Genomic DNA, 17,862 nt, shown 5'->3' with positions numbered 1-17,862 from the left:
TGGCGCGTATGCACACGCCAAGCAGCACACTCCACGCGATCCACGGGGCGAGACCCCGCCCGCCAGAACGGTGAACAGGCGCAAAAGGGAGGTGGCGTTCGACTGCGGGCCCGACGGGGCCCGGGCCCCCGCGTCGGCCCCTCAGCGGACTGACCATGCTGGCCACCGGCCGCATCGACCACCGCCCGATCGAGATGCCCGGCCCGGACGGCACGCTCCACACGGCCATCGTCCGAGCCGACATCGCCGACGATCCCCACTAACTCGAAGTCATCCGCGCGAAACTCCACACCTGGTGGACACAACGCGCCGCCGAGGACGCCGTACTCGACGGCGTCGCCCGCGCCAGCGGCCTGACATCCCATGACCGGGCAACACTCATCACAACACCGTGGCGCGCATCGGACCAACGTGCAGGAGAGTCGCTACCGTCGGATCGTCGCGGTGCTGAGGCCCGGGGACGACAGGCGCATCGCCTGGTTCTTCACGGACAGCCAGCACGTGCTACGACCTGAGGGTCGACGAGGCAGTGGGCGGCTCCAGGACGGTCCAAGATGCCGGACCTTTCAACCGCGGTATCAACGCGGCATCCCCGCACACTGCCGAAACGCGCCTCGTCGAGCTGGCGACACGGGAATCCGGCCGGTTCCGCCCGGCGGAAGGGCAACCACCCGGTCGGCGTCGGGGTCGAATCCACGCCTTCGTCGGCGATGCAGGCTCAGTAGCCTCACGCCATGAACGGTTACGCAATCCAGCTGATGTGGGGAGTCGTCACTCTCATCGGCGGCGGGCTCCTGGCGGCCAACGTCCGTGGGGCGGCCGATTGGTTCCAGGCGATGTCCTACGCCTACCGATCATGGCCCACCAGTGCCATCACCTGCAGAGTCATGGGCGGCGTCCTCGCCCTTATCGGGGCGGGAACGCTTCTTTCCGCCGGACGGTGAACCGGTCCGCGACCTGGCTGCGTCTTCGTCTCTGGCCCTACCTCCTGAGCGTTCACCACCGAGCTGGATGCTGCGCGGTTGCACCGGGACGGTGAGGAGTCCTGTCGACACCGGCGTTCCGTTCGACGTCGTGATGTCCCGCTCGCCCCGACGCACTGCACACGTACCTCCCACCTGGTGTCTGTGCGCGGGCGGACTTCGTGGACTGGTGCTTGGGACGTAGCCGCACGGCGCGTCGGCCAGTGCTGGGTGATCGAGCGGGCCGTACTCCGGACGGCCGTCGAATTCTGCCGCCTCGGTTGTGCGCACATCTGAACGGCCTTGCGGTCGGCGGTGTGGACGCCGGACTCGGCTGGTGTGTCAGGTCGCTGACGGCTATCGCAGTTCGGGCAGGGCCGTTGCGATCCAGAAGAGACCTACGAGGATCGCGATTCCTCCAATGAGGCGAAGCATTCCCGGTGTCGTGCTTCCGGTCGGGAGGGTGGGGGAGTCGAAGATTCGGTCCGCGAGGTTCCACATGTTCGTGGCGAGGCAGACCCCGAAGCCCGCGGCGAGGACGCCCACGGCGACAGCGAGCATCGACACTCTCCTTGCTCGTGTGTTCAAGGTGCGAGGACTCTATCTTCGTTCCCTCTTCTGCCGATCCGCCCCGGCCGGTGAATCGCGATCGGAGAATGCGAACTGTCCAGGGTGCCTCCGTGCCTCGGGTGGGATCCTCTGCGACGGCCGTCCGTTGGTGTCGGGCCGTGCGTGCCCTCTACCGGTCCCGTGGCCGAGGAAGGCATGGAGCCGCAGGTGCCTGCGCATCAAGGCCGACGAACCACGTTCCGCGTGCGGCGGTTCGGACCACCGGCCGTGCCGGCAAAGGCAGTCATCGGGCGCGCCCCTATTGCCGCCGTGGCGTTCACCGTGATGCTTCGTACGCCTCGCGGATGGAGGCGGGAATGCGCCCGTGGTTGTTGACGAGGCAGCCGTTGGTCTGAGCCCAGACGCGTATCGCCTCATCCTCGGGACGGCGATCCCGTACATGATTTGCGGCAGTCTCTCTCGCGTTGCCCGAGGAGGCGCCTTCCAGGTGGTCCGCTACTTCCTGAAGGAAGGCGAACAGCGAGCTGTGCTTTCCCTCTTCAGGGGCGGAGCCCTCGGTCCACGACCCGATGCTTCCCGTGTGCGTGTTCACGAACCAACCGGAGAAGCCGTCCCTCTCCGCGGCGATTGGCACCCACTTGCGGCGCCAGGACGGATAGTCCGGGTCTGTGGAGGGTTCCCTCTGCTCCATGCCCACTTTGTGGAGGTGGACACGCGCGATGTCCGTGAGCCCCAGAAGGAGGCCACCGCTGGGGATCACTCCCGCACACCCCAGTGCCACCAGGCACGAGTCGACGGCAGGTTGCCGTCCGGCATCGATGTCGTTCGTCAAAAGCCACCGCCGCATCTGGCTCGGCAACGTCAAGCCCATGCGCTCTTCAGCATCGCTGATGGCAATCGGGCTGCCGGGACTGCCAAGACCAGCGAAGACCCCGGGATCGTTCTGTTCGAGCCAACGGCGGACCCGGCCCCACGGTTGGTCGACGTCCTCCGCCTCGCGCACCGCTACGTCGCTCATGCGCGATCACCACCAGAAAGAGCACGTCCGCTCGCGAGACATGCCTCCGGAAACCGGGGAGCGGGCTCCAAGCCTTTGACGTCGTCCATAGGCAGACTGTACGTAGGCGCACTGACATTGAACCGATCGGAGCCGGTTGTCGGGGCGCGGTTCCCGCTCGCTCTCCTCGGCGAGCGTCGCGACTGCTTCTGACCGCCTCGAAGGGAACGCTGCTCCGGTGGCGTGATAAGTGGAATCAAGCCGAAACCGCGCACGCCCAAAGGGCGCGGTGGCAACGCCCCACCCGCGACCGTGCCAACTAGACCATCACCACCGAGGGCGCCCAGAGACGGCTCGACACAAAAGACCACCCCATCGCCTCGGCCACGCCACGACCCTCACTGCGCCTTCCGCGCGCAAGGAGTCAGGGTCTCGCGCTCAAGCGTCCTCTTCGGCCGATGGGAAGATGGCGGGGGAGCGGCTGGCCCGCCGCCACTGCGTGTGAAAAGGCCGCGCGGCCCCCTTTCACGGCCCGGCTACCGGCTTGTGGACCTCTGATCGTCAGATGACTGCAGCAAAGAAGGCCAGGAGTGTGACCGGGGGCGCGGCCATGCTCACCAGGTGGCTCAGGACAGCACGGGGCAGCCGGCACGAGGCGAACAACAGCAGTCCGCCCACCAGCCAGCCGACGTATATGCGCTTGACCAGCTCACTGGTGGCTGCCGCTTCTGCTTCCTGGGTTGAACCCGGCGGTCCGAAGTTGATCCCCGAGGTGATCATCATCAGGAGAAGCGCCCCGCACAGGAGGGTGTTTCCCGCCGCGACGAGTCCCGCCACCGGCGTATCGACGCGGCTCACACGTTCGTACCAGGTCGCACCGTCTGACATCGTGTCCGTCTCGCCCATGGGTTGCACTCTGCCTCACCCGTGACGGCCAGTCATGAGTACGGGTACCCATCGCCGACATCACCGCATGGACCGGCCGAGTCATCACCCCTTGTAGGCCGCGGGCAGGGCGCTGCGAACGCGACGTACCACTTGGTGCAACTCCATGTGCCGACCCGACCGGCAAGAGGAGACCGGCGTGGGAGGGCTCCATCGACGATCTGATGCAGGAAGAGAAGCACTGCATCAGATCGTCGTATTCCCGCTTGGCAGAGGGAACACATCATGCCGGGCCCGGAGGCCAGCTTGCTAGGCCACGGAAGCAACGAGGGAACGTTCGCCCGTGCGTTGAGCGCCATCTGCGGCCTCGCGCGTCTTGGTAGGCGGCTCAGCTGCGCGGGAAGCGCCGGGAGCCGTGCCCGTTCTCGTGAGAGAAGGGCACGACGTCCGTCCGATGCCGGGTGGTCGAGGCGTGTGCTGCCCGGGGGCTCAGGTGGTCGCGGGGATGCGGGGGCGTGCGGTGCAGGCATTGCGTGACGGCAAGGGGGCGGAACTCCGAGCGTTGGAGGATGTGGGTTGGGTGGCTGCTGTGGTCAGGGCGTGGATGCGGTCGGTGAAGTCCGGGTCCGGTAGGGGCAGGTCGAGATCGTCGTCGATGAAGCGGACGGCGGCTGGAACGTAGTGGAGGACTGCGGTGACCGGCTCCGGCACTGTCGGGGTGCCGGTTTTCGGCGCGCGCAGGATCCGCAGGGCGGTGGTGGGCTCGATCTCCTCGAACTCGGTATCACCGGCCGTGGGAGCGAGGACCGCACCGGTCTGCGCCTGCCACCAGTCCGCTTCGCCGCTCTCGCCCAACGCCCGGTGGTGGAGCGCGAGACAGTAGGCGGCGGGATCGCCCGCACCGGCCGCGTACTGCCACAGGAATCGAGCGGAGTCCTCCCGCCCGGACAGCTCCAGCATGCAACCCAGGACCCGCGCCCCCGTCGGATCGGGTACCCGGGCGAAGAACCCGTCCAGGTCGGCAAGGGCCGCCGCGTGACCGATGACCGCCTCACACAGGACGGTCAGATCCCGCCCGGCCGAGATGTTCCCCGCATCGCTGGCAGACCGGCCGAATGCCGCCCGCGGCTCGGCGGACGAGAGCACCATGCCCTCGTCGGACAAGGGCACACGGCCCGCGATCCGGGCGGCGGCGGCGTCGATCTCCTCCTGCCCACAAGGCCGGTGCTCCACCCGAGCGCGGGTGAGCAGGTCGTCAATGGACGACATCATCTGAGGGTCCCTCCTGGTGATCGGGCAGGCCCAGCGTCTCGCGCAGCCGACGCTTGGCATGACGGGCGTTCGAACGGACCCCGGCCGGTGTGATGCCCAACTCGGCTGCCACCTGCTCGACACTCAGGTCGTGCACGTGGAGAAGAACAACAACATCCATCTGACGCGGAGGAAGCTGCCGATCGCGTGGAAGAGCCCCAGACTCTCCTCCAGCTGACCGATCGGATCCACCGCATCCCGCAACGCGGTCGTCTCGAACGCCACAGCATCGAGTAAGGCGTGCCGCCGACCGCGCGAGCCTGGGCGATATCGATCGTCCGCGACCGCAACACCGTCCACGCGAACCCCGCAGGGCTCTCCTTCGACAGCGCAGCGGGCCACATGGTCAGCAACTGCTCGAAAGCAGCGTAAACCGCCTCCTCAGCATCCGCGCGATGACTGAAATACGTCTCGGCCCACCGGAGATAGGCCGGACGACGAGCCTGATGAAAGGCACTGAAATCGACCGGAAGCTTCTTCTTCGTCATCGGCTCGATGCCCGAGACAGGCGGGAAATCCTGCGTCACTCCCCTCCCTCCCCACGCCACGAATGGCCCTCACGACCCAACTCGCTCATCCCCGCCCGCACCCCAGCAACAACCAACCGCCGCACCACCCAGACCACATCAGGCCCCACCCCCCTCGCGACAAGAACTGCCATGACCACATCACTCACATGATCGATCGTCACAAGACCTCGGATCCCTCCCTCATGGCCAGGACCAAACCCTCTCCCCAAGGCGGCCCCGGAAATGCGCCGTGGTGCGCCCTTCGCAATCAATGACGGCCCTCACGACCCGAACGTGCAACGCCGAACCCCACAATTCTCACGCAACGCACAGGAGTAACTACGCACAGGCGTTCTTGTGTGGATGGTGCCCCCGTCGCGCGCCCCTGCGTCCGCACTCCTGAGCTGGGCGGTCGAAGTCCAGTTCAGCGCTCAACCAGTGGCGCGCGCCCCTCCCGCAGCCCCCTGGAGTGACGCACATCACAGCATTGTCCCGGTCGCCCGCCTCCGGCAAAGACACAACTCGGCGCTCGCGTCGACAGCGACATCAAGCAACTCGCCGAAGCCCAGGCCAAGGACCGCGGCCTGAGCTTCGGCGACTACATCGCAGTCCTCGTGCAAGAAGACACCGAAGGACTACGGCAACGAGGCATGGGCGCCGCAGAGCGGTTCCTCACCGAGCACCAGGACATCTTCGACGAAGCCGAAGACACCGACCGCCGTACCCCCGGAGCGCACGCCGCCCAATACACCTGCGCATCGACGTCCCCTGGATCCTCCAGGTCGCCGAGCTCGCGGGCGCGGGAGATCCCGCACCCGACGACTACGGCGTACCGGTAGCCGCAGTAGCCGCCCACCGCGCAGGCCCACCTCGCCCAGCCGGGGGGTGGCGGTGTTCACGAGCACCGCTGACCAGGCTTGAAGCCGAGGCTTGGAGATCGTTCCCGACCCTGGCCACGGCTGTGGAAGATGATGCCGTGACGGATATCAGGGACGACCATGTGAAGGTCCATTTTCGGCTGGAGGTGGACGAGGCCGGCTGGCCGCCGGCGAGTGTGGAGAGCCTGTGGGCGGTGGATCTCGGCGGCGGGACCGTGCGTGTGGACAACACCCCCTGGTTCGTGCGGGGGGTTGCCAGTGACGACATCATCCGTATCGACGTCGACGAGGACGGGGTGCGATGGGCTGGTGAAACGGTGCGGGCGTCGGAGAACTGCACCATCCGTCTGATCGTCCTGAGGGACGGTGGCTCGGCCGCCGCCCGGCGAACCGTGCTGGAGACCTTCCATCGGCTCGGCACGACCGGCGAGGGGATCGAGCAGTTTCGGATGGTCGCTCTCGACGTTCCCCCGGATGCGGACCTGCCTCGGATACGGAAGCTCTTGGAGCACGGAGAGGCCAAGGGGTGGTGGCACTGGGAGGAAGGGTGTGTCACTGCCGCCTGGAAGTCCATTGCCTCGGGAGAAACGTTCCCCAGGGGGCGTTGCCCGGGCAGGTGATCCTCATAGGGGCTCACCTGGCTCGCAAGGGCCGGATACGGGCTGATGAGGTTCCCGGGTGGCCCCGCCCCCTTGGGCACAGGTCTCAGCGTCCGCAGCGCCGAGGCCCAGCATCCTTGAGGGCCCTGGGCCTCCTGACATCCAGACCCTCATCTGCCTCGACGTCGTCCTGGGCACCCTGCTCTGATCCCACACCCTCGGGGGCCATCGCAGGGGTGATCGGGCTGACCCGTGCCCTGGGCGGTCGCGGCAGTCCATCGGTCGCACCCACCTCCGAAAGCCCCTCGCCGTTGCCAGCGTGCGCGCCGGTACCCGCCTGGTGTGTCAGGTCGTGGATGGCTGCAGCGCTTCGGACAGGGCGGTTCCAATCCAGAAGAGCCCGACGATGATCACGATGCCGCCCACGAGGCGAATGGTTCTCGGTGTAGCACTTCCCGTCGGGACGGTGGGGGAGTCGAAGATCCGATCCGCAAGATTCCACCCGTTCGTGGCGAGGCACATTCCGAAGCCCGCGACGAGCGCGCCGATGGCGACAGCAAGCATCAACTGCTCCTTTCTCTGCACGTGCGTCCCACGGACGAGTGCATCAAGGACATCTTCGTTCCTGTTGCCCCCGAGCGGTAGCGGCCGGTGCCTCGGACAAGAACCTGGGCGATGGCCGTTCGTCGGTGTCCGCCCGTGCAAGCCCTCTTACCGGTCCCGTGCCCGACGAGGGCATAGAGCCCCAGGTAGCCCGCGCATCAACGCCGACAAACCTCCGTTCCGCGTGCCCGTGCGCAATCGATCGGACCACGGGCCCTGCCACAGAACGGAAGCCCACCGTGGGGCGAAAACACGCAGGCAAGGCCGACGCCCGACGCCGCACCCGTGCCGGCGAAGGCAGCCACCGACCCACCGTCTGCTCCCCCTGCCGGCTCCTTACCAGTGGGACGGCGCCTGTTCGGGGCTCCACACCGAGGGGACCGCGGGGGCTGGGCAGAACGCTCCCGCCCCAAGACGGACGCGGTCGGTGATCCCCAGCGAACCCCAGGTGCGGACTGCCGTGGTTGGATGTCGAGCCATCACGGTCCGAACGCTCTGGGGATCGTGTGGCTGGCGCCCCCGAGGCCGGCTGCTTGGCACCCGTGGGCGCTGCCGGGCCCTGGATCAGGGCAAGTTCGGCCCCGCCCGACCTCCTTCCTTCAGCCGCCGGACTGGCCGTCCCCGAGGTGGTGGCCAGAGATCCGCACACCCGGCAGGCCCGCAGCTCGGTCGCGACGCCTCGTCCCACCGGGCTCTGTACACAGCCCGAATCCGCAGGAATCTGGTGCATAACCCTGGACTTGCGGAGGAAGCGGATCGACACTCGCCAGATGAACGAGGAGAACGGAAGTAAGCGCTCCGCCTTCGTCGGCCTCTACCTGGAAACCCTCCGCGCCCGCATGGCGCCCGACCAATACACGGCGCTCACCGAAGCGGTACACCGGTTCTGCCGCCTGATCGCCGACGGAGGCCAAGGATCCTTCGAAATCGACGAAACCGCCTTCACCCCGGCCCTGCACCGAGAACTCGTCACCATCATGACCATGCTGGCCACCGGCCGCACCGACCACCGCCTCGTCGACATCCCAAGCCCAGACGGAACCCCCGGCTACGCCATGGCCGAAGCCCACATCGCCGAGGATTCCACTCAACTGGCGGCCGTCCGGACGAAACTCAACGCCTGGTGGGCGCAGCGGGAAGCGGAGGACGCCGTGCTCGATGGCATCGCCCGCGCGAGCGGACTGGAGACCCCCTGACCGGTCACCCTCTACGCAGCTCGTCGAAGCCGGCGGCTGTCCACGTCGGCACTCGACCGTGATCAGCGTAGAGAGGGATCGGCCACCGATGGACAGTTCCGTACAGCCAGAGTGTCAGGCCGGGGTCGGCTGGGTTCTCCTGTCGTGTGCGGTTAGCCGGTGAACGGTTGCCAGTGTTCTTCCTGTTGGGTGTCGAGCATGCTGCCCCAGACGAGGGTGTCGCCGATCAGGCCGGGCTTGTCCCGCACGGCCAGGTCCGGGGCTTCGAGCATGTCCGCGACCTCCTCCAGGTAGGTGACGAGCGTGTCGAGTTCGTCGTCGGGCGCCTCGCGGTAGCGGGACCAGCGGCCCAGGTAGCCGGTCGCGGTGTCCAGGTAGAGACCGGAGCTACGGTCGTCTGGGCCGAGGGACACCACCGGAATCCAGGTCGCCTTCCACAGAGTGAACCGGTCGTGTTCGGGACGGCGGGCGTTGAGGATGTCTTTGTTGGCCTGGGCATCCATCTTGAACCGGTAGACGGCAGATACCTCCTCCAGGGTCATCAGGGCTTGGTTTCCTGGCAGGCATCCCCGGCCGGAAACTCCGTTGTCTCCCGAGGTCAGAAGCCACAGCGCGCGGAGCGCGGGGGGTATCGGGACGTCCAGGTTCTGTTCAAGAGCGTCGATGGCCTTCTGCCTGGCACCGCTTCGTAGTGCGGCGTGGGAAGCGGGCGCGTTGTCGTGCAGCCAGCGGGCGATGCGCCCCCAGGCGTCGACGATCTCCCGTTCGGTGACAGAGTTGGTCGAAGGGATGGCGAGCTCCTCCTGCTCCTGTTCTTCCTCTGGTTGTTGGGTGTCTGCGGAGGGCTTGGTAGAAGGGGCCGGGGTCACGTACCGGATCTCGATGCGCTCGGGCTCGCGGATGTAGCCGACGGCCAGATCGGGGCAGTCCTCGAACGCGCCACCGTCGACCATGACCGTGAGGATGCCCGGTAAGCCCGAAGGGTCGCCCATATCTGGATCCTTTGTCAGCTGGCTGGCCAGAACTTTCAGGGCGCAGAGGACGCCGGACCCTAACCGGGGTGCTGTTTCGTGCATGTGCGCCGGAACCTCGACATCCACGGTCTGAATACTCCTCACGGGTGGGATGCACAGTGCTCTCGTACAGGGGGACGCCCCACATTCACCGGCGGTTGGGCAGCCGCATTCTCAGCGACACCGATTGCCGGGGCGTCCTGCCTACGAAGGACCCGGGGGCGGACTCCGCCTCACGGCATTCCCACAGTTCCAAGTTCAACCTGGTCTGTTTCTAGCGCGGTCGAGTTGTGGGCCGTGAGCAGCCACTGCGGGCGGTGCGGTGGCCGGGCCGACCCCGTGAGGGTGGCCACCGGGCGCGGACGCAGGAACCCGAGGGCGTCCTCGGGACCCAACAGTCCCCTTTGCGATCGTCCGGCGGCTTTGAACCGTTGTAGCCCCCGGTACGGCTGGGGGCCGCGGCAACCCCGATTCGAAGATCTGATGGTGGTCGCCGGTCCCGATCCCTACGGCCCGGGGTCCTGTTCGGCGTGGACCGCGGTACTCGTGTGGGGGACGGTGGCCGCCGACGCCACCCTGGTCCTCCAGGATGGTGCCGTCCTCTGGGCGTGCACGGCACCAGCCGGCCAGGGCTGATGCGGTCTGCCTTCACAGCGGGGTACGCAGGGAGGGCCCTGAGCTGTGGTGCATTCTCTATGCGGTTTCGTTGAGGAAGTTCTTCACGACTGGAATGGTGCGGTGCCGTTTGAGTTCGGAGCGTAGGCGCGTGAGGATTTCGGTGCCGCGTGCGGAGCTGACACCGCCCATCAAGTGGACGGACCGTTCCGCGGTTTCGACGGCTCCGTCGAGGTCGTCGAGGGCGAGGTGTGCTCTGGCCTGTCGGGCGAGGTAGATCGCTGTGCCGCGGGGTTCCTTCTGGGGGTCGTAGGGATCTTGGTGGGTCGCGGCCGCGGAGAAGTACGTCAGGGCCCGCTGCGGGTCGCCCAGGCTGAGCGCGGCCGATCCGGCGGCCTGGAACACCTCGCCCGCGTTGACCCAGTACATCGACTGCAGGTCATCGCCTGGGGGTATGCCCCGGTCGTACGCGGCGAGCGCGTCGTCGATCGCCCGGTAGGCGGCGGTGGGTTCTTGGGCGATCGAGTGGGCGCGGGCTTGGCGGATGTGGAGCATCGTCAGGACGCGGGGCGAGGCGATGTTCGCGCGGTGCGTCAAGGCTCCGTCGATGAGACCGAGGGCTCCGCGGGGGTCGGGTCGTTGGTATCGGACGTTGGCCCAGAAGGCGAGTGCGGTCGCTCCGGCGGTGCGGTCGCCGGACCCGGCGGCGGCTCGCAGGGAGGTCACGAAGTGCTTCTCCGCGGCGGCGCTCTGGCCGCTGTCGAATGCGCACCATCCGGCCAGTCGGCTGGCTTCGGCCGCGCAGGCGTGGAGGCGTCGGCCGGTCTCCTCGCTGTAGGTGTTGTCGCGCAGCAGTCGGGTGATGAGACGGCTTTCGGCGCGGGCGGCGTCGTAAACGTGGTCACTGCCGAGATCGTCATCGAGATGGCGGAGCTCGCCCAGTCGGTTGTCGAACCGATCGGCGACGGCTGCTCCGATCTGGCGGCTGCCCCTCGCGAGTGCGGGGGCGGGCGCAGCGGTGGCCCACTGGGCAAGGACCGCTGCGAGCGTGCACGAAGCCCCCTGGAATTCGCCGTGGCCGAGGGGCTGTGGCGGGGTGTTCGTGTGGAGGGCGTCGGTGGCGTTGGTTGGTCAGTGGTGTCGATGGTTGGTGTGGTCGGGCGCAGTATTCGCACGGCCGGGGTTAGGTCTCGTAGCGGGCGTTCATGATGTCCGCCCCGCTTCTGCCTGGTGATCGGGTCGGCGGTGTTGCAGGGGTCGCAGTGAGGGACGGTGTCAGTCTGTGTCGGGTAGTGCGACTGGGCTGACTGGACTGTGTTGGTGATCAGCAGTGTGAGGGGGCTCCGGCACAGCGGGCAGAGGTCTCCGTGGAGCAGTGGCTTGTTGCTCGGCGTGGATGAGGGCGGCGATCGACGGAGACAGGCCCGGGATCGTCGCCGGTTCCCACGCGGACCACCCCCGTGGCTCCTTCTGGGACAGTGGGGTTCCGAGCCAGGGGCCGTGTCACCGGGCCGGACTGCGGAAGTCCCGGCCCGCTGGTTCGCTCACCGCCGGGTGTCCAATCCGCTGGCGAGGGCGATGCCGTTGAGCGTCGCGTTCTCGGCTTCCCGCTGCGCCGGTCGCGGCGGTGTTCGGTCCGTTAGCCTTCCCCGGGAAGTCCGTCGCGATCACCCCCGGGGAGTGCCATGTTCCGTACGACGCTGGGCAGTTCAGGCCGCGCTCTGCTGGTGGCCGCGATGGCGGTGGCGCTGGTCGGTTGCGGCGGGGACGGCAAGGAGTCCGCGAAACCGAAGCCGAAGCCGACACCGAAGGCTGAACGTACCAACGGGCCCGGCAGCTATCAGCCGCCCAACCGTCTCTGTGATGTCATCGACTTCAGTGAGCTGGCGACCGCCGTCGGTCCCCTCCGTGGCAAGGCGGCATCCCGTGAGACCGGTGCCGATCCGGCGAAGGGCAGCGGCTCCGAGTGCAAGCAGTTCCTCGGCAATGGCACGGATCGGTACGCCCGTGCCGTCGTCCACTGCACCGCCTTGGCTCAGGTTGGCGAGGCCATCAGGATGCACGAATACGCCAAGGAGTCGGCGGTCGCCGACAAGAACGGTACCGTCGCCGTACCCGGGGTCGGACGCCAGGCGTTCCGTTTTGTCTCCGCTGAGAAGGGTGTCTGGAAGGACGACCTCCGGATGATCGTCCGGGACAGCAATCTCGACTGTGAGATCCATGTCCAGAGCGGACACCCCAGGGACGAGCGGACCATGGACGCCCGGGATATGGACATCGCCTTCGCCGCCATGGGTGACACTCTCAAGGATCTGCTGCCGAAGCTGGCCTAGCTAGGCACTGGCACATTGATCGATCCCGCAGGTGTGAGGTGCACCGTAGCGGAACTGGCAGAGGCCACTGGACTGGTGTGTGGAGGCGCTGTCGAAGGGCGGCCGGGTCGTGGCGCACTCGACCAACGGAGGCAAGCTCGTCCACCTCTTCCACCGCTTCGAGGACAGTGAGCTCCGTACGGCGTTCGAGGGGCCTTGGCGCGCTACGGCAGCACCCCTGATGTGGTTCCCCTGCTGCGGGAAGTCGGCTTCCCCTGACCTCTGAGGAAGAGCACGACGAGAGCGCCCCGGAGGTCGACCGGAAGGCGGCGGTCCTCGCTCTGGCCGAAAGACTCACCGGCATACGCGACACCGAATCCATCCTCCAGGACGCCCCGTACGAGCTGGGACTCGTCCCTGAACAGTCCGCCGAGGAGTGGACCAGCGTGGCCATCGACATCACCGATGCCCACGGGGAGCGCCTGTACAGGGAGTGGACGTACGAGGATCGCGACGGCGTCGGACCGCCTACGGGCGGAGGTAATCGCTCCCGGTCTTGATCACCTACAACGAGTCCACGACCACGGGTCGTTCGGAACACAACACAGGTAAGTAGCGAGCGCGCACGTCAGTGTGGCGCGTAGCTCACCTCAGCGATCGCCCTGCTGCAAGGGACGTACCCAACCCACATCGTTCCTCTCGAAACGATTGCTGAGAGCATCCTGGGGCGTGGTCGCGGGGCGTCTCGACTCCGCAACTGCCCCGGGAAACGGCAGCGATGGCGCCTACGGGCGGGGCCGGGCGATCAACCAGGTCGTGGCGATGAGGCAGATTGACCAGAAGGGCCAGAGTACCCACAGCGTGGCCGAGCCCAGTGTGTGCTCCGGGCGTACGGTCACCGCCGTCAACACGATCGCGTTGCCCACCAAGCCGAGCACTCCGATAGCCAAGTCCCAATTACTGCGCCTCTGCCTACTCTTCTTCATGGGCGGATCATTCCCACCCGGACCATGGCAGCGGACAAACTTGAGCAAGCTCAGAGGCAAGGGCCGTCACACAGCGACGTCATCGACGCAGGCTTTGCACCCAGCACCGGTTGGCCGAGACCAGGAGGGTCACTGCCACGCGGGGGCCCTCCAACGTCACAACCTCCCTTGTTCGCCACTGCTTCCCTCAATGGGAGGGCGCCCGGTGGTCGAGTGCCCCATCGAGCCGTGCGTCAGGGCCTTGAACATGTGGATGTCCTCGGCGCCACCTGGGATGCCCAAGGTCCGGCCGGTCTCGACATAGCCGTGACGCTGGTAGAACCCGGGGGCCTGAAAGGTGAAAGACGATACGCAGGCGCGATCGCAGCCGCGCCGACGCGCCTCCTCCTCCGCAGCGATGAGGATCTTCGTTCCCCATCCGTCCTTACGGCTCTTCTCACGGATCCAGAGCATTTCGATGCCGAGTAGCCCACCCCAAGTCCAAGCGGCCAGACCCCCGATGAGCCTGCCGGCATCGTCGAGAACCTTCACGGACAGCGAACTCTGATCGGCAGCAGTGGTTCCAGTGGCTGGGAAGTTGACCTCGTCCAAGCCCTGGGACAGGCGCTCGCTGAGTTCCGAGTCACGTTGACCGACACTCAACGTCCCATTGATGTGATCAGGTGTCATGCCACAGAGTGTGACACGCACGTCACTGTCGCTACTTCCACTGGACACTTGGTCCTCGGCCCCTGTTCAGTGCAGGGCACGGAGCGCGAGCGGTCGAGCAGGCAGGACTCGCGCGGTCTCGATCGGCGTCGCGAAGGCTGAGCGGAAGAGGCGCCTGGCCCCTCTGCTCCCCATGCGAAACTCTCCCCCCGATCTCTCCGCGCCCCCGGACGCCCCGGGAAGCGGCACCCCTTGCAGTGAGCTGACCGCTCCCCAGCTGGTATCCCGGTTGGGGAGCGTGCCGGCCTGCGGCCCTCCGGTCGACCGCTACAGCGGTTGGGGCCAGCTGACGTTCTACGCCAGGGGTCCTCGGGCCGCGTCCTGCGCCCGCTCCCTACTCGGCCACGTCTCCCGTCGAATCGCCGGGATGCCGACGCACGCGCATGGTCCGGCCACACTCAACTCAAGGACGGCAGGGCAAGGGGCCGCTTTGATGGTGCGCAGCTATTCGTTGTACTTATCACGCGTATCACGGTGGGCTGTTGAGCTCCTCGTGGCGAATCGGCATGATGGGTGGCTTGACCTGGGGGGAGGCGCCTCATGTGGTGCGAGAGCAAACGACCGCGAGCGATCGCACGACAGGGCGGGACCGCATCCCTCGCCGCAGATTCCCGCCAAAGGAGAAGGAACCCCATGAAGTTGAGATTCGCTGCCGCAGCCGTCGCAAGCTGCGCCGCCTTCGCCATGACGATATCTCCCGCACAGGCTGACAACGTTGCCTCCAGTCCCCGTGCGTCGGTCATCTACTGTCAGTGGCTGGATGACAACGGCGGGCCCGCGGTCGGCATGGGCTGCTTCGATCATGTCGGGGACGTGATCACTGCCGAGGACAGACGGAGTGATGGCCTGCGGGTGGTCGTGGAGACCAAGTACAACTACAACCGCGCCAATGACGAGTGCCACGCGGCCGGCGGCTCCGGAACAACCAAGGTCTGCAACTACAACATGAAGGAATCCGGCAAGGTCAGCTTCCGCGTCCTCACCCGAAACGGCGCCAACGGAGCGAACGTGCACACAGGCGCCTGGGGCCCGTGGAACAACATCTCCGGATGACATTCCCCCATTCCCCCGCCTGAAGTATGAAACTCGGCGACACCATGGCCTTGTCGCTTCACACGGGCGGGCAGGCTTCTCAGGTACTCGGTGCCCGCCGGGCGAGTTGGTCGCGTAGGTCCAGGGCGGCGTAGCTCTCGACGGCTGGCGTGGTGGGGCCCGCTGACCAGTTGGGCGTGGTCCGGCCCGGCAAGGAACTCAGGATTGGTCGCCGCGGTCTACCGGTCACGCAGCGACTACTTCTCCTCACTGACACGTGGGCCTGTAGCGGGCAAGGAGCCCGGCGTGGGCAGCCGTCCCTGGGTGCGCGAGCCCCCGGGGGCGGCCCCGGCTACCAGCGGCGTTCGAACCTCTGCAGTGGATCGCGCGTGGACCCCTCGGATGGCCTGCCCCGCCGCTCCCACGGTGGCCAGGCGCGCGCTGCTGGACCTACACGACGTCTGAGCGCATGCCGGGAACCGGCTGGGACCTGCACGGGTACCGCCGTTCCACACTCACCGATCTTGGGGAGCAAGGTGTCCCCTGTTGCTATTGGTGGCGAGGTCCCAGCAGAAGGCACCGGGGAACGTCCGCCGCTACTTCAAGCCCCCGGGGCGACCGGAACTGGCCGGCCTGCTCGCCTCCGGCGGTAGCGGGTGCTGAACCTACTTTCTGGCGAGACGCCGTAGCGAAATGGCTTCTGCGGCGCGGGCAGCGTGGAGAGGGTCACTGGTGTCTCTTGCTCGAGGAGCGGTCCGAGGCTGGATGCCGACCGAGTTCGCCCGCCGATTACAGGCGTTAGGCGCCCGGCGAGGGATTCCGGTGGGCACCGGGAAAGACGGAATCCACCGCTGGGAGAAGCGGAATCGACGGCCCGACCCCCCCACCCAGCGCCTCATCGCCGAACTGCTGGGCATCCCCCCGGACGTCGTGACCCAGTACCACTGGCCGCACTGGCTCGCCCTGGACCCCCTCCAGCAACCCACCCTCCACACATGGGACGCGTCCGGCGCCATCCAGGCGCTCGACGAGGTTTCCGCAAGGGAGATCATGACCATGGACAGAAGGCACTTCGCCCTGCTGACCGGCGGCACCCTGACCGCCTCGCTGTGGGCGTGGCTGACCGCCGACCCAGCCGCCGCCGGCCAGATCACCGACGCACGACGCCTCGGCGAGAGCGCCGTCGCCCGCATCGAAGAACGCGTACGCCAACTGCGATACGCCGACGACATCGACGGCGGCGGACAACTACTCACCGAAAGCTCCAGCAGCCTGAAACTCGTCGTACGACTCCTCAAAGACCGCAGCTACACCCAGAAACACGGCGCGAGACTCCACGCCGCCGCAGCCGACCTCGCCCGCATGCACGCCTGGTCCCTCTTCGACGTCCACCACCACGAGTGCCCCCAGGGCCATCGCGCCGGTCACCGATATCCATCGATTCACGAGAGTTGTCATGCTGCCCCTTTGGGCCGTTCGTACGAGACAGGCAGAGGCTAGCCGCGGCAACGGCGGACGGATCGGCCAGGGGGCCGAAGTCCCTGAGTGGGACTCGGCACGTCACATCGGCCTCCGGCGTGTGCCCACTCCCAGAGAACGGTCCGCCTGCCACATCACCGGAAAGCAAGCCGCAGCAAGCGCCGTGCAGGGCAGGTCCGTCAGCCCCATCCGGCTCTGGGTAACTGCGAAGGACCCTAACGAGTTGGTGCGTGATAGCGGGTGAGGCGTCGTTGCTGGTAGGTGGCATGATCCGGCTGTGGCGATCATGGTCAATCGGGCGGTCCTGGCGCATCGGCTGTTCACGGGAATCTCGCGGCGTCATCTGGTGCCCTGATCGAGGAGTTGGCCGTGCCGTGGCAAGCCGGTGTCGAAGGCCGCCGCCATGCTGCGCGAGGCGGGGCCAGGAAGCGGGCCGAGGGAGCCGGCGCCCGCCATCAACTGGTATTCGTTGACCGGTTGGTGGCCACGCTGATCCATCTGCGGCACGACCTCCCGCACTCGGTGCTGGGACTGCTGTTCGGAGTCGACCGCTCCACTGTCACGCGGGCCGTCCAAGAGGTACGCACCCTGCTGGCCGAACGGGGGTGCGCGGTCCCCGACCGCCCAGATCTGCGTCTTCGGACCCTGGCGGATGTGTTCGCCTACGCTCAGGCTGACGGCATCGAGCTGCGTCTGGACGCCACCGAGATCCAGGTCCGCAGGCCACCGGCCAGCCGCGGCGGACGGCGCTCGTTCGTCTCTGGCAAGAAGAAGCAGAACACGATGAAGGCCACCGTGATCGCCGACTACAAGGGCCGCACGCTATGGACCGATGCACTGCGGCCTGGACGCATGCATGACGCCACCGCCGCCCGCAACGAAGGCATCGCCGTCTGCTTCCAGCACTTCCCCGAGGTGGAGGTCCTCCTGGACGACGGCTACCTCGGGCTGAGGCGTGATCATCCAGCCCAGGCGATCACCCCGCCAAGAAAACCTCGGCCCGGAGCGCTGTCCGGCAGAGTCGAACAGTGGGAACGCGACCGCCATGGCCACTCGTCCGACCGCATCACGGTCGAACACGCCCTCACCGACCACAAACGCTGGAAGCAACTGACCCGCTGGACCCACCGCCGCGACCGCCTGCCCGACACCTACCGAGCCATCGCCGGCCTCCTCTCCGACCGCACCACCAACAACTGAAAACAGC

20 protein-coding genes and 2 pseudogenes are annotated in these 17,862 nt (G+C 67.1%); 11 read left to right on the top strand and 11 right to left on the bottom strand.

Annotated features, from left to right (window positions below):
• The first annotated feature begins 734 nt into the window (after positions 1-734).
• Positions 735-944, top strand: a complete 210-nt coding sequence (locus OID54_RS03320) for a hypothetical protein (RefSeq protein ID WP_329013623.1) — start codon at positions 735-737, stop codon at positions 942-944.
• Between the two features lie 375 nt (positions 945-1,319).
• On the opposite strand, the gene OID54_RS03315 is transcribed toward OID54_RS03320, so the two are convergent.
• From OID54_RS03315 to OID54_RS03285, 6 genes are all read right to left on the bottom strand, one after another.
• Positions 1,320-1,523, bottom strand: coding sequence for a hypothetical protein (locus OID54_RS03315; RefSeq protein ID WP_329013618.1), 204 nt, complete (start codon positions 1,521-1,523; stop codon positions 1,320-1,322).
• Positions 1,524-1,848: 325 nt separating this feature from the next.
• Positions 1,849-2,550, bottom strand: coding sequence for an Lsr2 family DNA-binding protein (locus tag OID54_RS03305; RefSeq protein ID WP_443055514.1), 702 nt, complete (start codon positions 2,548-2,550; stop codon positions 1,849-1,851).
• A 540-nt stretch (positions 2,551-3,090) separates the two neighbouring features.
• Positions 3,091-3,435 (bottom strand): hypothetical protein, encoded by a 345-nt coding sequence (locus tag OID54_RS03300; protein WP_329013615.1) that lies wholly within the window; start codon positions 3,433-3,435, stop codon positions 3,091-3,093.
• 468 nt (positions 3,436-3,903) lie between these two features.
• Positions 3,904-4,683, bottom strand: a complete 780-nt coding sequence (locus tag OID54_RS03295; protein ID WP_329013613.1) for a hypothetical protein — start codon at positions 4,681-4,683, stop codon at positions 3,904-3,906.
• Complete coding sequence (locus tag OID54_RS03290; RefSeq protein WP_329013610.1) at positions 4,670-4,822, bottom strand: hypothetical protein; 153 nt, start codon at positions 4,820-4,822, stop codon at positions 4,670-4,672. Before OID54_RS03290 ends, OID54_RS03295 begins: the two co-directional genes overlap by 14 nt.
• Positions 4,810-4,950: a hypothetical protein gene (locus tag OID54_RS03285; RefSeq protein ID WP_329013607.1), complete on the bottom strand. Its 141-nt coding sequence runs from the start codon at positions 4,948-4,950 to the stop codon at positions 4,810-4,812. Before OID54_RS03285 ends, OID54_RS03290 begins: the two co-directional genes overlap by 13 nt.
• A gap of 1,029 nt (positions 4,951-5,979) precedes the next feature.
• On the opposite strand from OID54_RS03285, the pseudogene OID54_RS03280 reads away from it, so the two are divergent.
• Both OID54_RS03280 and OID54_RS03275 read left to right on the top strand, forming a co-directional pair.
• Positions 5,980-6,096: pseudogene (locus OID54_RS03280) on the top strand (fic family toxin-antitoxin system, toxin component); the annotation flags it as partial.
• A gap of 114 nt (positions 6,097-6,210) precedes the next feature.
• Positions 6,211-6,732 (top strand): DUF4265 domain-containing protein, encoded by a 522-nt coding sequence (locus OID54_RS03275; protein WP_329027236.1) that lies wholly within the window; start codon positions 6,211-6,213, stop codon positions 6,730-6,732.
• 324 nt (positions 6,733-7,056) lie between these two features.
• On the opposite strand, the gene OID54_RS03270 is transcribed toward OID54_RS03275, so the two are convergent.
• Complete coding sequence (locus OID54_RS03270; RefSeq protein WP_329013604.1) at positions 7,057-7,275, bottom strand: hypothetical protein; 219 nt, start codon at positions 7,273-7,275, stop codon at positions 7,057-7,059.
• Positions 7,276-8,084: 809 nt separating this feature from the next.
• Between OID54_RS03270 and OID54_RS03265 the strand changes: the two genes are divergently transcribed.
• Positions 8,085-8,510 carry a hypothetical protein gene (locus OID54_RS03265; RefSeq protein ID WP_329013601.1) on the top strand — a complete coding sequence of 142 codons (426 nt, stop codon included), beginning with the start codon at positions 8,085-8,087 and terminating at the stop codon, positions 8,508-8,510.
• 152 nt (positions 8,511-8,662) lie between these two features.
• Here OID54_RS03265 and OID54_RS03260 read toward each other — a convergent pair whose 3' ends face one another.
• Both OID54_RS03260 and OID54_RS03255 read right to left on the bottom strand, forming a co-directional pair.
• On the bottom strand, positions 8,663-9,502 hold the full coding sequence (locus OID54_RS03260; RefSeq protein WP_329013598.1) for an SMI1/KNR4 family protein: 840 nt from the start codon (positions 9,500-9,502) through the stop codon (positions 8,663-8,665).
• A gap of 714 nt (positions 9,503-10,216) precedes the next feature.
• Positions 10,217-10,864 (bottom strand): hypothetical protein, encoded by a 648-nt coding sequence (locus OID54_RS03255; protein ID WP_329013595.1) that lies wholly within the window; start codon positions 10,862-10,864, stop codon positions 10,217-10,219.
• Positions 10,865-10,867: 3 nt separating this feature from the next.
• Between OID54_RS03255 and OID54_RS03250 the strand changes: the two genes are divergently transcribed.
• The 4 genes from OID54_RS03250 (at position 10,868) to OID54_RS03235 (ending at position 13,010) form a co-directional block, all read left to right on the top strand.
• The gene (locus OID54_RS03250; RefSeq protein WP_329013592.1) at positions 10,868-11,347 is read left to right on the top strand and encodes a hypothetical protein; all 480 of its coding nucleotides are present in this window, start codon (positions 10,868-10,870) and stop codon (positions 11,345-11,347) included.
• 476 nt (positions 11,348-11,823) lie between these two features.
• Positions 11,824-12,471 (top strand): hypothetical protein, encoded by a 648-nt coding sequence (locus OID54_RS03245; protein ID WP_329013590.1) that lies wholly within the window; start codon positions 11,824-11,826, stop codon positions 12,469-12,471.
• Positions 12,472-12,550: 79 nt separating this feature from the next.
• Positions 12,551-12,736, top strand: coding sequence for a DUF6461 domain-containing protein (locus OID54_RS03240; protein WP_329013588.1), 186 nt, complete (start codon positions 12,551-12,553; stop codon positions 12,734-12,736).
• Positions 12,726-13,010, top strand: coding sequence for a DUF6461 domain-containing protein (locus OID54_RS03235; RefSeq protein ID WP_329027235.1), 285 nt, complete (start codon positions 12,726-12,728; stop codon positions 13,008-13,010). The genes OID54_RS03240 and OID54_RS03235 overlap by 11 nt, the downstream gene beginning before the upstream one ends.
• 225 nt (positions 13,011-13,235) lie before the next feature.
• Here the strand turns inward: OID54_RS03235 and OID54_RS03230 are convergent, their stop codons facing one another.
• Positions 13,236-13,436: a hypothetical protein gene (locus tag OID54_RS03230; protein WP_329013586.1), complete on the bottom strand. Its 201-nt coding sequence runs from the start codon at positions 13,434-13,436 to the stop codon at positions 13,236-13,238.
• 156 nt (positions 13,437-13,592) lie between these two features.
• Positions 13,593-14,105 (bottom strand): GNAT family N-acetyltransferase, encoded by a 513-nt coding sequence (locus OID54_RS03225; RefSeq protein WP_329013584.1) that lies wholly within the window; start codon positions 14,103-14,105, stop codon positions 13,593-13,595.
• Positions 14,106-14,777: 672 nt separating this feature from the next.
• Between OID54_RS03225 and OID54_RS03220 the strand changes: the two genes are divergently transcribed.
• From OID54_RS03220 to OID54_RS03210, 3 genes and pseudogenes are all read left to right on the top strand, one after another.
• On the top strand, positions 14,778-15,197 hold the full coding sequence (locus OID54_RS03220; protein ID WP_329013582.1) for a hypothetical protein: 420 nt from the start codon (positions 14,778-14,780) through the stop codon (positions 15,195-15,197).
• Between the two features lie 801 nt (positions 15,198-15,998).
• Entirely contained in the window at positions 15,999-16,676 is a 678-nt protein-coding gene (locus tag OID54_RS03215) for a hypothetical protein (RefSeq protein WP_329013579.1), read from the top strand.
• Between the two features lie 265 nt (positions 16,677-16,941).
• Positions 16,942-17,855, top strand: a pseudogene (locus tag OID54_RS03210) (transposase family protein).
• Positions 17,856-17,862 lie beyond the last annotated feature (7 nt).

This window comes from Streptomyces sp. NBC_00690 (assembly GCF_036226685.1).
Lineage (GTDB): Bacteria > Actinomycetota > Actinomycetes > Streptomycetales > Streptomycetaceae > Streptomyces.
This window is presented reverse-complemented; position numbering and strand designations above follow the sequence as displayed.

Coding starts and splice junctions, on each gene's coding strand:
- OID54_RS03265 (WP_329013601.1), top strand. CDS start 8,085: ATGAACGAGGAGAACGGAAGTAAGCGCTCCGCCTTCGTCGGCCTCTAC.
- OID54_RS03305 (WP_443055514.1), bottom strand. CDS start 2,550: ATGAGCGACGTAGCGGTGCGCGAGGCGGAGGACGTCGACCAACCGTGG.
- OID54_RS03315 (WP_329013618.1), bottom strand. CDS start 1,523: ATGCTCGCTGTCGCCGTGGGCGTCCTCGCCGCGGGCTTCGGGGTCTGC.
- OID54_RS03220 (WP_329013582.1), top strand. CDS start 14,778: ATGAAGTTGAGATTCGCTGCCGCAGCCGTCGCAAGCTGCGCCGCCTTC.
- OID54_RS03245 (WP_329013590.1), top strand. CDS start 11,824: ATGTTCCGTACGACGCTGGGCAGTTCAGGCCGCGCTCTGCTGGTGGCC.
- OID54_RS03295 (WP_329013613.1), bottom strand. CDS start 4,683: ATGTCGTCCATTGACGACCTGCTCACCCGCGCTCGGGTGGAGCACCGG.
- OID54_RS03225 (WP_329013584.1), bottom strand. CDS start 14,105: ATGACACCTGATCACATCAATGGGACGTTGAGTGTCGGTCAACGTGAC.
- OID54_RS03230 (WP_329013586.1), bottom strand. CDS start 13,436: ATGAAGAAGAGTAGGCAGAGGCGCAGTAATTGGGACTTGGCTATCGGA.
- OID54_RS03270 (WP_329013604.1), bottom strand. CDS start 7,275: ATGCTTGCTGTCGCCATCGGCGCGCTCGTCGCGGGCTTCGGAATGTGC.
- OID54_RS03300 (WP_329013615.1), bottom strand. CDS start 3,435: ATGGGCGAGACGGACACGATGTCAGACGGTGCGACCTGGTACGAACGT.
- OID54_RS03260 (WP_329013598.1), bottom strand. CDS start 9,502: ATGGGCGACCCTTCGGGCTTACCGGGCATCCTCACGGTCATGGTCGAC.
- OID54_RS03320 (WP_329013623.1), top strand. CDS start 735: ATGAACGGTTACGCAATCCAGCTGATGTGGGGAGTCGTCACTCTCATC.